This window comes from Antarctobacter sp. (assembly GCF_048262615.1).
GTDB lineage: Bacteria > Pseudomonadota > Alphaproteobacteria > Rhodobacterales > Rhodobacteraceae > Antarctobacter.
Genome location: NZ_JBLXFB010000005.1, coordinates 146874 through 161108, shown reverse-complemented (window position 1 = coordinate 161108; position 14235 = coordinate 146874). Strand labels below are relative to the sequence as shown.

Here is a 14235-nt window from a genome sequence, read left to right as displayed (position 1 = left end):
TGACGCCACCTATTGTTGAGATTGCGCGTCGGGTGAATATGCCCGGCGCGCTTATTCCGTCGAGATCAACACCGCCTCGACGCGGCGGTTCGCCTCGCGCCCCTCGGGCGTCAGGTTTGACGCCACCGGGGCAAGGTATCCCGCCCCCTGAGCGTCGATCTGGTTGGCAGAGGAGTTGTGGCGGTCGCGCAGGTAGCGCACCGCCGCCTCTGCGCGGCGCAGGGAGACGTTGCGATTGGCGTCCAGCGATCCTGTGGCGTCGGTATGCCCGACAAACAGGATGCGCCGCGACGGGTTCTGCGCAAGATAGGCGGCGATGGCATCCAGCGACGCGAAACGCCCCGCGCCCAGCGTGGTTGAGCCGGTCTCGAACACCAGATCGCTCAGGATCACGTGGCCGTTGGTATCCAGCTGTTCGGCAATCCCCTGCGCTTTGACGACCGGTCCGACCGACGCGGGTTTGGCGCTGGGCTTGATACCCCCGACAATGTCCCCTGCGGTGCCCCCGGCGCGGATGATCTGGATATAGCCGGACCGTGCGTCGCGGCTGGTCAGGATCGACACCGCGCCCTGATCGTCAGACAGGGCCGAGACAAAATGGAAATCCGTCAGATCGACGAACATTTCCGGCGCGGGCAGCACCAGCGTGGCAAAGCGGAAATCGAATCCTCCGCAGGCCCGCGCCCGACAGTCGAGCACGATCCTGAAGCCATCGGCAATCAGCGCATCCCGCAAGGGTTTGATCAACTGGAACGGCGTGTCGTCATTGCCCGGAATATGCCATGCGGCCACCTCGACCCGCCCTTCGACCCGTTCCACCGCCACGGTGCCGTTTTTCCACGGCCCGGTCGGCAGGGCGTAGGCACCGGGCGACTGCACGGTGCCAAAGCTTTGCTGCGCACCGGGCGGCAACGACAGGTCAAGCGCCAAGGCATGGCTGCCCGCAGCCAGTGCCAGCCACAGGATCAGACCAAGCGCCTCAGCGCGCCTGCGCGTGGTACTCGTCATTCGGACGCATGTCTGTGGCGCTTGCGACGCGGTTCGTCATGTTGAAAAACCCGGCGACATTGGCAATGTCCCAGATGTCACGCTCTGAGAACCCGGCATCGCGCAGCGCCTCACGGTCAAACTCGGCCACCTCGGACGAGGCAACGGTCATTTTTTCGGCGAATTTCAACATCGCGCGGTGCCGGTGGCTCAGATCCGCGACGCGCCAGTTCATCACCAGCATCTCCCCCAGCTTGGGGTCGCCGGACAATTCGCGCACCGCCGCGCCATGCGCGGTCAGGCAGTAAAAGCAGCGGTTCACGGCGGACACCACCACGGCGATCATCTCGCGCTCCAGCTTGGACAGGCCGCTGTCCGCCAGCATCAGCTCATTGTACATCGCGGTAAAGCTGTCCAGCTTGGCGACGTCAAAGGCATAGGCCCGCAGCACGTTGGGCACCATGCCCAGCTTTTCCTGACAGATGTCGAAATATTTCTGCGTGGCGTCCGGCAATGGGTCTGCCATCGGCAGGTTCAGCGCGGTGGGAAGGGCGTCGGTCACAAGTCCTCGCTTTCAGCGTTGCGTATCCGGTAATGGTAATGCCCGGCCACCTCCATCTTCAAGGTGGCATAAAGCGCGTTGGCCCCGGTATTTTCTTTGGTGGCGGCGACGGCGATGCGGGTTGCACCCTGATCCGCCGCCCAGAGCGCGGCGCAGCGCATCATCCAGCCGCCCAGCCCCTTTTGCCGATGCTCAGAGGCAATCTCCAGCGCGTGGACCATGGCGGTCTCACCCTGCACCGCGCAAAAGGCCGCGCCTGCGGGTTTGTCCGACACCCGGCCAAGGATGCCGGTCTTGGGCAGCGCGGCGCGTTCCATGATCCTCTGGCGTGCGGCGCCAATGCCGCCCGTCTCCCAGATTTCGCGCATGATGGCCAGCGGCTCCCAGATGGCAAAGGCGGTGACGCGGGGCAGCCTGAGATCGGTCAGCCGGTCAATCGGCGCGACCCATAGCTGAACCGGGTCGATCAGGGTATAGCCGCGTGTCTTCAGCGCGCTATCCAGCGCCTCTTCGCCGGGGCGGATCATGAACAGCGGGTTTTGCCCCAGCAGCGTCATGGATTTTTCCGCCGCCGACAGATCGTCCTCGCGCCAGTCGCCCCGCGCGGTGGCCGCCGAGACGCGTTTGCCGCCGCCGCGCCCTTCGCGCAGTATCCAAGGACCGGCATTGATTTTGGCCGCGGCGGGCCAGGTGGCGTCGAGCGCGTCAAAGAAGGAAGAACAGTCGTCGGGCATGACAGCGGCCAAAAGTTAACACAGGGGTGCCGGTGTTATGGCTGTTGCCGCGGGGGCTGTCCATGCGGCCTGCGCGCCCGACCGCCGCTCAGTGTGCGACCGCCTCGGGAAACAGCGCCAGCAGATCGGCCATGGCAGCGTCGATTCGGCTGCCCTCACCGCCCCGGATCACCACATTGGCCCCGTAGACGCCGTTGCGCTGATAGGGGTACGAGCCGATGGACAGGTCCGGATATCGCCCGGCCAGATCGCTGAGCGGCCCGGCGATATCACCCTCACCGCGCTCTATCCGCAGGGTCTGGGACAAAAGCGGCTGGCCGCCGGTCAGGCCCGGCAACACGCTGGACACCATCGCCTGAAACACCGATGGCACACCGGCCATGACGTGCACATTGCCCAGTGTGAAACCGGGCGCGGCAGACACCGGGTTCTCGATCAGCGTTGCGCCGTCCGGGATACGCGCCATGCGCAGACGCGCCTCGTTCAGTTCTGTGCCCTGTCGGTCGTAATGCGCCTGTAGGATGGCGCGCGCGTCGTCGCGCACGGTGATCGCCACGCCAAAGGCCTCGGCCACGCAGGGCGCTGTAATATCGTCATGGGTCGGGCCGATGCCGCCAGAGGTCACCACATGGTCGAACCCGTCACTCAGCGCCTTGACGGCGGCGATGATCGCCGCACGGTCGTCCGACACCACGCGCACTTCCTTCAGATCGATGCCGTGTTTGGTGAATTCCTGCGCCAGATGGTGCATGTTCGAATCCCGTGTGCGGCCCGACAGGATCTCGTCCCCGATGACCAGCATGGCGGCGGTGGGATTGGGCATGGGCTGGCTCCTTGGCGCGTGCGTCGCGCTACGGTATAGGGCCGGGCCATGCGCTTTCAAACCCCTCTCGTCCCGGCGACGCTGCTGCGCCGCTACAAACGCTTTCTCGCCGACTGTCTGCTTGAGGACGGGCGCGAGGTGACGGCCCATGTGGCCAACCCCGGCAGCATGCTGGGGATGAAGGACGAGGGCCTGCGCATCTGGCTGGAACCGAACGACGATCCCAAGCGGAAACTCAAATGGGCGTGGCGGCTGGTGGATCACGGCGGTGGACACTTTACCGGCGTCGATACCGGCGTGCCGAACAAGGTGCTCAAGGCCGCGCTGATGGCCGGAGAGGTCGCGGGTCTCGACGGTTATGACCTTGTCCGGCCAGAGGTGAAATACGGCGAAAACAGCCGCATCGACTTTCTGCTGACCGGAGAAGGGCGGCCCGACACCTATGTCGAGGTGAAATCCGTCACCCTGTCGCGCACCCCCGGCCTCGCCGAGTTTCCCGACAGCGTGACCGCGCGCGGGACAAAACATCTGGGTGAACTGGCGACGATGGCCCGGCAAGGGCACCGCGCCGTCATGCTCTACCTTGTGCAGCGGACCGATTGCACACGGGTGACGCTGGCCTCGGACATTGACCCGGCCTATGCGTCAGGTTTCGCCAAGGCCCGCGCGGCCGGCGTCGAAGCGATGGCGCTGGGCTGTCGGATCTCACCGGACGGGATCGGTCTGGGCCTGCCGCTTCCCGTTTCTTCTGTCTGAAAATATTCCTAGGGGAGGCGCCGCAGGCGACGGGGGCAAAGCCCCCACCCGCACAATACTGAACGGGGGCCGACAGGCCCCCGTGCAATTGGACTGTTACCGCAGCCCGCAAGGGGCCGCCGCCTCACACCTTGAGGTTCGGGATGATCTGTTTCTTGCGGCTCATGATGCCCGGCAGGACCACGGTGTCGCCGGCCACGGTCGCGCCAAAGCTTTTCTCGGCCACGCCTTTGACAAGGTCGTTGGGGACCAGCAGGGTGGCCTCTTCTTTCAGGATGTCCACGACAAACAGCAGCACCTCGTCGACGCCGTCCTCGGCCTGCACGGTCTTGTAGGTTGCCATCAGGCTGTCCTTGCGGCCCAGCGGGATTTCCGGCGCGGTGGTTTCAAGGACCGAGACGCGGAACTTGGTGCCGTCGACTTCGTATTCCTTGCTGTCCATGCGGATCAGGTCGGCGTCGGAAAAGGCCGAGACATCGGATTTGGCGGCAAACATCTGCGCGGCGAACTCGGCGATGTTCACACCCAGATCGGCGGCCAGCTTTTGGGCCACGGCCTTGTCGTGGTCGGTGGTGGTGGGAGAGCGGAATTCCAGCGTGTCGGACAGGATGCAGGTCAGGGCCGCGCCTTTGATCGCCTCGGGCATCTTGGCGGCGTCGTCGCCCATCAGGTCGACCATGATGGTGGCGGTGCAGGCGAGGGGACGCACGGTGATGTCGATCGGGCCCTTGGTTTCCAGCCCGCCGACCAGCTTGTGGTGGTCGATGATGGCGCGGATATCTGCGGAGTTGATCGAGGCGGGCAGTTCGGCGGGGTTGTTGGTGTCGACGATGACAACCGGCGCGCCCTCGGCCACGTCCGAGATGATCTCGGGCTTGTCGAGGCCCCAGTGGGTCAGCATGAAGGCGGCCTCGGTGTTGGGCTCGCCCAGCAGGACGGGCTTGGCGGGCTCACCCTTGATCTCGGAGAGATACCAGGCCCAGATGATCGGGCTGCCGGTGCTGTCGGTGTCGGGGGATTTGTGGCCGAAAACCTGCGTGGTCATGGGGAATCCTTATTGGCTGGATAGGTCGAATTTGCGGGCCTCATAGCCGCGCGGCATCCTCTTGTCACCCCGCGTGAAGGGGGTGCGACCTTGGGGCCGATCCGGGCGGTGGCGGGGGTGTCCACGCGTGGACAGAGGGGCGGTCATGAAAAATCAATGGGTTACAGAGGCGAATTTACCTTTGGTTAGGAATTGGGCAGTCCGCCAGAGCAACGGCGAGAGGCCCCGGATCGGGTCCGGGGCGGGGGTCCACAGCCGCAGGCGCGCTACCTTGGACGCGGCGTCGCGCCCCTGTTGTACGCCGACCAATCGCTGATCTCGGGGTAATAGCGCGCCCGCCACGCCCGCACGCGCGGGTTCATCACCCGTTTCCACAGCGGCGGCACCATCGCGGCCATGGTCATCACCGGATAGCCATAGGGCAGTTGCGGCGCGTCCGCGTCCGCGTGGTTTTGCAACAGCGGAAAGCGGCGGTCGGGTTTGTAGTGGTGGTCCGAGTGCCGTTGCAGGTTGATCAACAGCCAGTTTGACGCCCTGTGCGCGGCGTTCCACGAATGGCGCGGCAGGACATGTTCGTATTTGCCCTCTCCCAGATATTTGCGGGTCAGGCCGTAGTGTTCGATGTAGTTGACCAGTTCCAATTGCCAGATCGCCACCCCGGCCTGCACCACAAACAGCCCTACGCCGCCCAGCCCGCCAAGGCCGTAGGCCAGCGCCAGCATGGCCAGTTGCAGACCCCAGTAGCGCCAGAACGGGTTCGACAAGGCGTGCCACGGCAGACGTTTGCGCGCCAGCATCGCCTTTTCGGCGGCAAAGCTGGAGCGCAGGCTTTGCCGCAACACGCGGGGATAAAAGCGGTGAAACCCCTCATTATAGCGCGCCGTCACCGGATCACGGGGCGTGCCGACATAGCGGTGATGCACCAGCAGATGCTCTGACCGGAAATGCGAATAAAGCACCATCGCCAGCAGCAGATCGCCCAGAAAGCGTTCCGCGCGGCTTTTCTGGTGCATCAGTTCATGGCTGTAATTGATGCCCACGGTGCCGGTCATCACGCCGACACCGAAAAACACCATGAATTTTTCCAACCCGTTCAGATGCGCTGCGCCGCCGACGTACCAGATCAGCGCAAACAGGCTGAAAAATTGCAACGGCACCCAGGCGGCGGTCAGAAGCTTGTACCAGCGCAGGTCCGCCTCGGCCGTTTCAAGGTCGGCGTTATCCGTTTTCAGACCCAGCACCGCGTCCAGTGCCGTAAACAGATACCACGTCGCCAAAATGGGCAGCAGCACCCAGAGCCCGCCCTGCGTCGCCGCGATCCAGACCAGCGGGATCAGCAGGTAGGACATGTAAAAGGGCAGGGCGGCACCGGGTTTGGCGACTTGGGCTGCGGGGATCATCGGGGCTCTCCGATTTCTGGGCGGGGCTATGATACTGTGCGACCCAGCCTGTCCCAAGGGGCGATCAGCCGCCTTGCGCAAGGTCAAAGGCCTTGCGCATGACCGTTGGCAGATCGGAAGGGCGAAATTCAGGCAATTCGATGAACTCTCCGCGAAGCGGCAGCCGGTCCATCGGCACCAGCGCGGTCTTGACCGTCAGGCGCAGGTGGAAATGGGTAAAGGTGTGGCGGGCCTCCCCGGCTATGGTTTTCCATTCGGCACGGATGGGCGGGGCGTCGGCGGGTTGGTCTTCGGTCCAGTCAGAGCCGGGCCAGCCCAGCATGCCACCCAGCAAGCCCTTGTCCGGGCGGGTTTCCAGCAGCATGGCCCCATCGACGCGGCGGGCCAGATAGGCGATGCCAAGGCGCGTGGGTTTGCGTTTCTTCGGGGTTTTCCTGGGCAGGTCAGCGGCGGTGCCGCGCAGCCACGCGGTGCAGGCGCTGCGCCACGGGCACAGCCCGCAGGCCGGACGCTTGGGCGTGCAGATGGTGGCGCCAAGATCCATCACCCCTTGGGCATAACAGCCGGGGCGGTCTTGGGGTGTCAGGCGGGCGGCGTGGTCCGTCAGGATCGGCTTGGCGGCGGGCAGGGGCGTGTGTTCGTCAAACAGCCGCGCCATGACCCGTTCGACGTTACCGTCCACCACGGTTTCCGGCGCGTCAAAGGCGATCGAGGCGATGGCAGCGGCGGTATACGGCCCGATGCCGGGCAGGGTCAGTAGGGTGGCGTGATCGCGCGGAAACCGGCCGTTGTGGTCGCGGGTCACGGTGCGGGCGCATTTCAGCAGGTTGCGGGCGCGGGCGTAGTACCCCAGCCCGGCCCATGCGGCCATGACATCGGCATCTTCGGCCCCGGCCAGCGCTTGAACATCGGGCCAACGGGTTGTGAAGGCAAGGAAATAGTCCTTGACCGCCGCGACGGTGGTCTGTTGCAGCATGATTTCGGACAGCCAGATGCGATAGGGATCGGGCAACGCGCCACGCGCCCGCGCGGCGGGGCCGATTCGCCACGGCAGGGCGCGGGCGTGCCGGTCGTACCAGTCGAGCAGCGCCTGCGGGTCAGGGCTGTGTTGTGGCTCATCACGCAAGGGTGAAACTCCGTGTCGGAAGGGGGGTGGTGCCGCCCCGTATGGTCACTAGAATAGCCTCGCCGACAAGGAGTCAAACGTGGCGCATCGCAAACCGACGACATACGGGTTTTCCAGCGCGTCCAAGCTGTTGCAGGGACGCATCCGCAAGGCGGCGGAGGGGCGGGGATTCGCCCAGAGCCGGGTGCTGACCCATTGGGAGGAAATCGCCGGTGCCGATGTGGCGGCGATCTCGCGGCCCGTGGAGGTAAGCTATGCCAAGGGCGGCTTTGGCGGCACCCTGACATTGCTGACCACCGGCGCGATGGCGCCCATGGTCGAGATGCGGCGCGAGGAAATCCGCGCGCGGATCAACGCGGTCTACGGCTATAACGCGGTTGCGCGGGTGCGGGTGACGCAGACCGCCGCCACCGGCTTTGCCGAGGGGCAGGTGGATTTTCAGCACCGTCCCAAAAAGACCGGGACCGCCGAGGCCTCGGCCAGGATACAGGCCGAGGCGCGCGATGTGGCCGAAGGCGTGGGAGATGCGGATTTGCGCGCGGCGCTTGAACGTCTGGCGGCAAACGTCATATCGAAGGCGGGCCGGGAGTGACCCTGGCCCCAGGACTGACAGAAAAGAGGCGAACGACATGAAATGGATCCTTCCGGCGGGCGCGGTGGCGCTGGCGCTTTTTGGTGGCGGCGCATGGTATCTGACGCAGGGCGCGGGTCAGACCGGGGCGGCGGACGTGCGTTTGCCCGGCGCGGCACAGGCGCAGGCGGCTGACATCGACATCACAACCGTGACGGACATGGTCAAGGGGGCCGAAGATGCGCCGATCGAGGTGATCGAATACGCCTCTTATACCTGCCCGCATTGCGCCTCGGCCCATGCCAATCTGATCCCCAAGCTGGAGCAGAACTATATCGACACCGGCAAGGTCCGGTTCACCTACCGCGAGGTCTATTTCGACAAGGTCGGCGTCTGGGCGTCGCTGATCGCGCGCTGCGGCGGCGAGGCCAAGTTCTTTGGCATCACCGACCTGATCTACAAGGGTCAGCAGGACTGGGCCCGCGCCGGGTCCGAGGCGGCGGTGATCGGAGAGCTGCGCAAGATCGGCCGTCTCGCCGGGATGGACGGCGACCAGATCGAGGCCTGCCTGAACGACGGCGACCAGATCGCGACGCTGGTGGCGTGGTTTCAGGCCAACGCGGCGGAACACGGCATCAATTCGACCCCCAGCTTTGTCATCGACGGCAAGAAATACACCAACATGAGCTATGAGGAATTCTCGGCCATTCTGGACGCCAAGCTGGATTGATGACGTCGGCACCGCGTGGCCCCCTCGAAGGGGTGAAGGTCATTGAACTGGCGCGCATTCTGGCCGGCCCATGGGCCGGTCAGACGCTTGCCGATCTGGGCGCCGAGGTCCTCAAGATCGAGGCGCCGCAGGGCGACGACACCCGCCGTTGGGGGCCGCCCTTCATCGACCGGGAGGGCGATACATCGGCCTCCTATTTCCACTCTTGCAACCGGGGCAAGGCCTCCGAGGTGGTGGACCTGACCAGTGCCGACGGGCAGGCGCGGATGCGTGAACTGGTCGCCGGGGCCGATATCCTGATCGAGAACTTCAAGGTCGGCGGGCTGGCGAAATACGGCATGGACTACGCGTCACTCAGCGCGGTGAATCCCGGCCTGATCTACTGTTCCATCACCGGCTTCGGGCAGGACGGCCCCTATGCGCACCGCGCGGGCTATGACTACATCATTCAGGGCATGTCCGGCTTCATGTCGATCACCGGCGACCCGGACGGCCAGCCGCAGCGCGCGGGTGTCGCCATAACCGACCTGTTCACCGGGCTCTATTCGGTCAGCGGCATCCTTGCGGCGCTGCATCAGCGCCACCGCACCGGCAAGGGCCAGCATATCGACATGGCGTTGATGGATTGCGCGGTTACGGCCATGGCCAATCAGGCGCTGAACTATCTCAGCACCGGCACACCGCCGGGGCGCACCGGCAATTACCACCCGAACCTGACACCTTATCAGGTGTTTGACTGCGCGGACGGGCATATCATCATCGCCACCGGCAATGACGCCCAATATCAACGCCTGTGCCGCCTGCTGGCACTGGATGAGATGGCCGAGGCACCGGAATTCGCCAGCAACGCCGACCGTGTCGCCAACCGCGAGGCGATGATCGCGCGTCTGACCGGCGCGACGCAGGCGCGGACCAAGGCCGACCTGCTGCACGCCTGCGAGGCGGCGGGCGTGCCTGCCGGACCGATCAACGACATGGCCGAGGTCTTTGCCGATCCGCAGGTCATTGCGCGGGGGTTGCAGATCGCCCCCGAGGGCGTGCCGGGCGTGCGTGCGCCCTTCCGGTTTTCCGACGCCGATCTGGTGCTGGAACGGCCCGCGCCCAAGCTGGGCGAGGCAGGCGGCTAAAATCCGGGCGTGAATTCGGCGCGGTCACGCCCCTGCGACAGGCGGTGTCCAGACAAGCTTCAGGCCTCCCGTGTTTCTTCTCTGGTCAAATACCCCTGGGGGTCCGGGGGCAAAGCCCCCGGCGGATCGGGGGGCCAAAGGCCCGCCGATCCGCCTGCCTTCAGTCGATGTAGTGGAAACAGACGGTCAACGCGCCGGAGTTGTCCGCCAGAACGCCGTCGCCTTCGTTGATACGAAAGGCGATCTGATCCACATTCATGTTGAACACACCCGACTGGCGGATCGCGCCGTGAAAGCGCGCCCAATCCAGCACCTGCGCCTGGCCTGCCGCCTCGAACCGGACCAGCAGCGCGCCGTAATGCGCGCCGGGGAAGGGGCGGGTTTCGGGCCGCGCGCTCAGATCCTTGGCGTCCGGTCCGCCGTGGCCCTGCGTGCCTGCGGGTGTCAGCGCGGGGGCGACCGACCAGAACCCGTTGCTGCGCACCTCCTGCACCTGTCCCGCCGGAAAGGCCGCCGCCTGCCAGCCCTGCGCGGCATCGATCTCATGACAGACATCCCCGGCCAGCGCCGGGGAGGCGAGCAGGGCGGTCAGCACCAGCGCCTTCATGCCAGATGATCCACCACGTTCAGGTGCTGGGCGAGGCTCTGCACCTCATCCAGCCAGCGTGCCACCAGTTTCGGGTCGGACGGTGCGGCGCTGACACCGGCGGGGACGGCGCGGTCCAGCACCGCCTCGACCGCCAGCGACACAGGGATCGACACCAGCCGGGCCATGGCGCTGCTGCGCGCATCGCCCCATGCGTCCATCACATAGGTCTTGTGATAGACCGGTGTGCCGTCCTTTTCCGCCTCCAGCGCCACGCACAGGACCACGCGGTCCGGTTCATCCGCCTCATAGGCGTTTTCGGCCAGCAGCTTGTCGGCGATCTCTTGCAGGCGGGCGTCGGTGGCGGTGCCGGCCTCGGCAAAGATGTCTTTCCATGCCTCGGCCCAGCCGTTCAGGCGCAGGGTGCCGCGCACGAAATTCTTGACCTTCCACGCGTCCTCAAACTTGTAGTCCGCCATGAAGGGCAAGCTGTCGCGGTTCGGGTAGACCTCAAAGCTCTCAGTATTGGGCAGCGGCGCGTCATAGCGCGACAGTGCGTCCCACGGGCGGTCCACGTTCAATTCGCTGAAGTGGCGGATCGACCGCGAGGGGGATTTCAACGCCTTGAGCACACCCACCGGCGCCCAGCTGAATTTATAGCGGAAGGCATTGGGGATTTTCGGCACCCCGCCGCAGTATGAGATGAACGACAGCGCGTTGTCGGCGTCAAAACCGTCCGAGGCGCGGTAGTCGGCCACCAGCCAATGGGCCATCAGGTGGTCGATGCCGGGATCAAGGCCGACCTCATTGACCAGCCGCGCGTCGGCCTGTTTGGCGCGGGCGTCCAGTGCGCGCATCTCCGGCGAGATATAGCTGGACGAGACAAATTGCGCGCCCTTGTCCAGCGCCAGTTCGGCCAGCGGGACGTGCCAGTCGCCCGGCAGCATGGAGACGATCACATCGCCGGGTTTCAGCACTGCGGCCAGCGCGTCCTTGTCAAAGGCATGGATGTCGTCAGTCAGGTCGCCGACGGCCTCACGCGCCTTGGCCTCTGTCCGGTTCCAGACGGTCACAGGGTGGCCGTTTTCGATCAGCCGTCGCAGGCCGGGCACCGCCGACAGGCCGGTGCCGCACCAATGGATGGTCATGTCGCGTCCTTTGGTTTGTGTTTCAGATAGGTCTCATGCGCCCGCCCCCAAACGCCGGTATCCAGCGCGTCCAGCGTCAGCAGGTGGGGCAGCAATTGCTGCGCAAAGTCGTGCGAGGATTCGCGCGGCAGCAGTGAGGGCAGGTTGTCGATGGCCATGATGTCCAGCGGCGGCGCGTCATTCACGCGGGCCACCGGCGCGGACCATGAGGTGGCCTCATGGTACAGCGGGATCGGGTTGAACGGGCTGTCCGGGTCGCAGGCGATGTCGCCGATCACCCGCAGGGCGCGCTCGGTCGTGCGGGCCTCTGGCGGGACAAAGACGGGGACGCCTTGGGTGGCGAGGATGCAGTTGAGAAAGATCCCGTGGTCGAGGATTTCCGGGAAAGGCGCGCCACGGGCGGTTTCCGCCATGTCCCATGCAGTGACCGGCAGGTCCAGTTCGGTACACAGGTCGCGGGCGCCGCTGCCGACGCGGCCTTTGGCGCCGATCACGATGACAGAGGCGCGCGGCACCGGGTCAAGGGCGGCGCGCAGCGCGTCCTTCAACTCATCCGCGTCGTCCCATGTGGTCACTGGCGGGCAGATCTTGCCGTCGCCCTGCGCGGCCCATGCCAGCAGCGACACCGCCGCCCCGGCGTAGCCCGCCCAATAGCCAAAGGCGGCGACGCGTCGGCCCGTGTCGTCGATCAAGTATTCGAGGTCGTAGAGAGACCCGCCCCCGGCGGCGAAACGTTTCAGCAGCCGCGCGCCCGCCGACTGGCCCTTGTAGGCGTGGCCGAACATGATGTGGCGGTGGATCAGCGGCGTGTCTGCCTCTGGCAGTTCCTTGAGACCAAGGATGATCGCGTCGCGCGGGGCCTCGGGCCATGAGCCTTTGGGCGCGATTTCCGCGCCCGCGTCGGCAAAGGGCTGCGGGCGCAGGATGCGTTTGGGGCAATCCTCGACCGTGACGCGAAAGCCGTGTTTCACCAGCGCGGCCACGCCGTCCGGCGTGACGCCGGTGCGTTCCTCGTTGCGGCGGCTTTCCGCCCGGATCCAGAGATGGGTCATGTCGCTTCCTGATCTTTGCGGGTCAGAGAACCTGCGGGCGGGCGGCGGTGCAAGCAGTTTTCCGACGGGACCGGGTTACAGGTGGCTGCGGGCGTGCTGGCGCGCGGGGGTGTCGAGATGGGGCAGGGCGTTGAACTGGGTCATGGCCAGCCCGGTCGACAGCGGTTGTATCCGGTGGAGCGAGCTGTTTTCGATGGCAAGGCAGAGATGCGCCATGGCCTTCAGTTCCAGGTCCAGGATCACCCGCATCGCCATGCCGATCAACCCGCCGGAGGTGACCACCAGCGCACGCCCGTCGCCTGCCGCGATCTCTGTCAGGGCCTCGGTGACGCGGGTTTCGAAGGCGGTCCAGCTTTCCGGCACGCCGTCCAGCGCGTCGTCGCGCCAGAGGGTCAGCAGTTGCGGCATGTGCCGGATGAATTCCTCACGGTCGCCGGGGATGGCGATGCCGTGCTGGGTCTCCATCCGCTGGGCCATGTCGAAATAGGCCAGTTCATTCAGCCGCGCGTCCTGTACTGGCGCGGCAAGACTGTCCGGGGCGATGCCCTCCAGCGTCTCAATATGTCGGCGCAGGGTGCCGCAATAGGTGCGGGCGAACTTCTCATTCGTCTGCTGAAAGTAGCCGCCCAGCCAGCGCGCCTGCTGCCAGCCCAGATCGCTGAGGCGGTCATAGCTGTCTTCGTCGCGGGCGTTGGAATTGGCTTGTCCGTGGCGGACGAGGGTGATGAACGACATGCCGGTCTCCGCTGATCTGCCCGGCGCTGATACGCCGGGGCAGGCCGGAGGAAAAGGGTCAGTCGGGCCGTTCGATGGAAATCGCGGGGTCGTAGGTGAAAATCTGAAGGTGCCGGTCCTTGCTGACCTCGGGGGCGAAGGAACTGACGAAATCGGTCATTTCCCAGCGCATGACCTGATCGGTCTTTGGGTCGATGTAGACGGTGTTGAGCGCGCCGAACCATGCGCCGCCCATGCTGTCGTCCGGGTCGGTCTTGGTGAAATAGGTCACGGCTTCATAGGTCATGCCCTCCACCTCGACCGCGCCGGGGCAGGCGGTGTCGGTGAGGTTGGCGACCATCTGCGCCACCTGCTTGCGCTGAAAGGCCTCGCGGTCGGGGGGCAACTGGTTGGGGGCCTTGGTCCACGGGCCTGTCAGGCTGGGACCGAACCAGCTGTCGCTGTCGATCACCATCGTGTAATTGCCGCTGTCCTTGATCCCGGAGACGCTGCGCGCCGGGGTGTCCCAGAGGGTGTCAAAGACGTAGCGCACCGTGCCCTCCGGGTCGGTCACGGTGTTGGAGAACCGGTGCGGCGGACGCTGGAACGCGTCCAGAGCGCCGCCCTGCATCATCGCCGCGATGCGGTCGTGGCAGGTGGTGTCCTGCGCTGTTGCAGGCGGGGCGAGGGACAAAACCAGAAGGCAGGCGGCGGCGTGGGCAAGGGGCTTGGGCATCGCAATAGGTATCCTGTTCAATACTCACGTATGCCAATCCTAGCCGCACAAGCGCGGCAAGGGAAACACCGCTCCTGCCCGGCAGAGAGACGGGGGCGGCACGAGGCACCAGACAGGAAGATGATGCCATAAAATGAC

At 65.5% G+C, this 14235-nt stretch carries 16 protein-coding genes; 4 read left to right on the top strand and 12 right to left on the bottom strand.

The features are described 5' to 3' along the window. Positions 1 to 51 precede the first annotated feature (51 nt). The 4 genes from ACN0S5_RS07865 to ACN0S5_RS07850 form a co-directional block, all read right to left on the bottom strand. Positions 52 to 1008, bottom strand: a complete 957-nt coding sequence (locus ACN0S5_RS07865; protein WP_417207566.1) for an OmpA family protein — start codon at positions 1006 to 1008, stop codon at positions 52 to 54. Continuing rightward, complete coding sequence (locus ACN0S5_RS07860; protein ID WP_417207565.1) at positions 980 to 1549, bottom strand: peroxidase-related enzyme; 570 nt, start codon at positions 1547 to 1549, stop codon at positions 980 to 982. The genes ACN0S5_RS07865 and ACN0S5_RS07860 overlap by 29 nt, the downstream gene beginning before the upstream one ends. Beyond that, positions 1546 to 2283: a GNAT family N-acetyltransferase gene (locus ACN0S5_RS07855; protein ID WP_417207564.1), complete on the bottom strand. Its 738-nt coding sequence runs from the start codon at positions 2281 to 2283 to the stop codon at positions 1546 to 1548. Before ACN0S5_RS07855 ends, ACN0S5_RS07860 begins: the two co-directional genes overlap by 4 nt. A gap of 88 nt (positions 2284 to 2371) precedes the next feature. Beyond that, entirely contained in the window at positions 2372 to 3106 is a 735-nt protein-coding gene (locus ACN0S5_RS07850; protein ID WP_417207563.1) for a competence/damage-inducible protein A, read from the bottom strand. Positions 3107 to 3154: 48 nt separating this feature from the next. Here ACN0S5_RS07850 and sfsA point away from each other — a divergent pair, with 48 nt between their 5' ends. Then, positions 3155 to 3862 carry a DNA/RNA nuclease SfsA gene (sfsA, locus tag ACN0S5_RS07845; protein ID WP_417207562.1) on the top strand — a complete coding sequence of 236 codons (708 nt, stop codon included), beginning with the start codon at positions 3155 to 3157 and terminating at the stop codon, positions 3860 to 3862. Between the two features lie 124 nt (positions 3863 to 3986). On the opposite strand, the gene ACN0S5_RS07840 is transcribed toward sfsA, so the two are convergent. The 3 genes from ACN0S5_RS07840 to mutY form a co-directional block, all read right to left on the bottom strand. Next, positions 3987 to 4907, bottom strand: coding sequence for a manganese-dependent inorganic pyrophosphatase (locus ACN0S5_RS07840; protein ID WP_417207561.1), 921 nt, complete (start codon positions 4905 to 4907; stop codon positions 3987 to 3989). Positions 4908 to 5173: 266 nt separating this feature from the next. After that, the gene (locus tag ACN0S5_RS07835) at positions 5174 to 6307 is read right to left on the bottom strand and encodes an alkane 1-monooxygenase (RefSeq protein WP_417207560.1); all 1134 of its coding nucleotides are present in this window, start codon (positions 6305 to 6307) and stop codon (positions 5174 to 5176) included. A 64-nt stretch (positions 6308 to 6371) separates the two neighbouring features. Then, on the bottom strand, positions 6372 to 7433 hold the full coding sequence (gene mutY, locus ACN0S5_RS07830; protein WP_417207558.1) for an A/G-specific adenine glycosylase: 1062 nt from the start codon (positions 7431 to 7433) through the stop codon (positions 6372 to 6374). Positions 7434 to 7512: 79 nt separating this feature from the next. On the opposite strand from mutY, the gene ACN0S5_RS07825 reads away from it, so the two are divergent. From ACN0S5_RS07825 to ACN0S5_RS07815, 3 genes are read left to right on the top strand one after another with little or no spacing between them, the layout of a single operon-like run. Continuing rightward, on the top strand, positions 7513 to 8025 hold the full coding sequence (locus tag ACN0S5_RS07825; protein WP_417207557.1) for a DUF721 domain-containing protein: 513 nt from the start codon (positions 7513 to 7515) through the stop codon (positions 8023 to 8025). 37 nt (positions 8026 to 8062) lie between these two features. Next, entirely contained in the window at positions 8063 to 8734 is a 672-nt protein-coding gene (locus tag ACN0S5_RS07820; RefSeq protein ID WP_417207556.1) for a DsbA family protein, read from the top strand. Continuing rightward, entirely contained in the window at positions 8734 to 9861 is a 1128-nt protein-coding gene (locus ACN0S5_RS07815) for a CaiB/BaiF CoA transferase family protein (protein WP_417207555.1), read from the top strand. Before ACN0S5_RS07820 ends, ACN0S5_RS07815 begins: the two co-directional genes overlap by 1 nt. Positions 9862 to 10021: 160 nt before the next feature. Here the strand turns inward: ACN0S5_RS07815 and ACN0S5_RS07810 are convergent, their stop codons facing one another. The 5 genes from ACN0S5_RS07810 to ACN0S5_RS07790 form a co-directional block, all read right to left on the bottom strand. After that, the gene (locus ACN0S5_RS07810; protein WP_417207554.1) at positions 10022 to 10468 is read right to left on the bottom strand and encodes a hypothetical protein; all 447 of its coding nucleotides are present in this window, start codon (positions 10466 to 10468) and stop codon (positions 10022 to 10024) included. Next, complete coding sequence (locus ACN0S5_RS07805) at positions 10465 to 11595, bottom strand: saccharopine dehydrogenase family protein (RefSeq protein ID WP_417207553.1); 1131 nt, start codon at positions 11593 to 11595, stop codon at positions 10465 to 10467. Before ACN0S5_RS07805 ends, ACN0S5_RS07810 begins: the two co-directional genes overlap by 4 nt. Beyond that, positions 11592 to 12647 carry a saccharopine dehydrogenase gene (locus tag ACN0S5_RS07800; protein ID WP_417207551.1) on the bottom strand — a complete coding sequence of 352 codons (1056 nt, stop codon included), beginning with the start codon at positions 12645 to 12647 and terminating at the stop codon, positions 11592 to 11594. Before ACN0S5_RS07800 ends, ACN0S5_RS07805 begins: the two co-directional genes overlap by 4 nt. Before the next feature lie 75 nt (positions 12648 to 12722). Continuing rightward, entirely contained in the window at positions 12723 to 13382 is a 660-nt protein-coding gene (locus ACN0S5_RS07795) for a histidine phosphatase family protein (RefSeq protein ID WP_417207549.1), read from the bottom strand. Between the two features lie 58 nt (positions 13383 to 13440). Continuing rightward, the gene (locus tag ACN0S5_RS07790) at positions 13441 to 14097 is read right to left on the bottom strand and encodes a hypothetical protein (RefSeq protein WP_417207548.1); all 657 of its coding nucleotides are present in this window, start codon (positions 14095 to 14097) and stop codon (positions 13441 to 13443) included. Between the last annotated feature and the right edge of the window lie 138 nt (positions 14098 to 14235).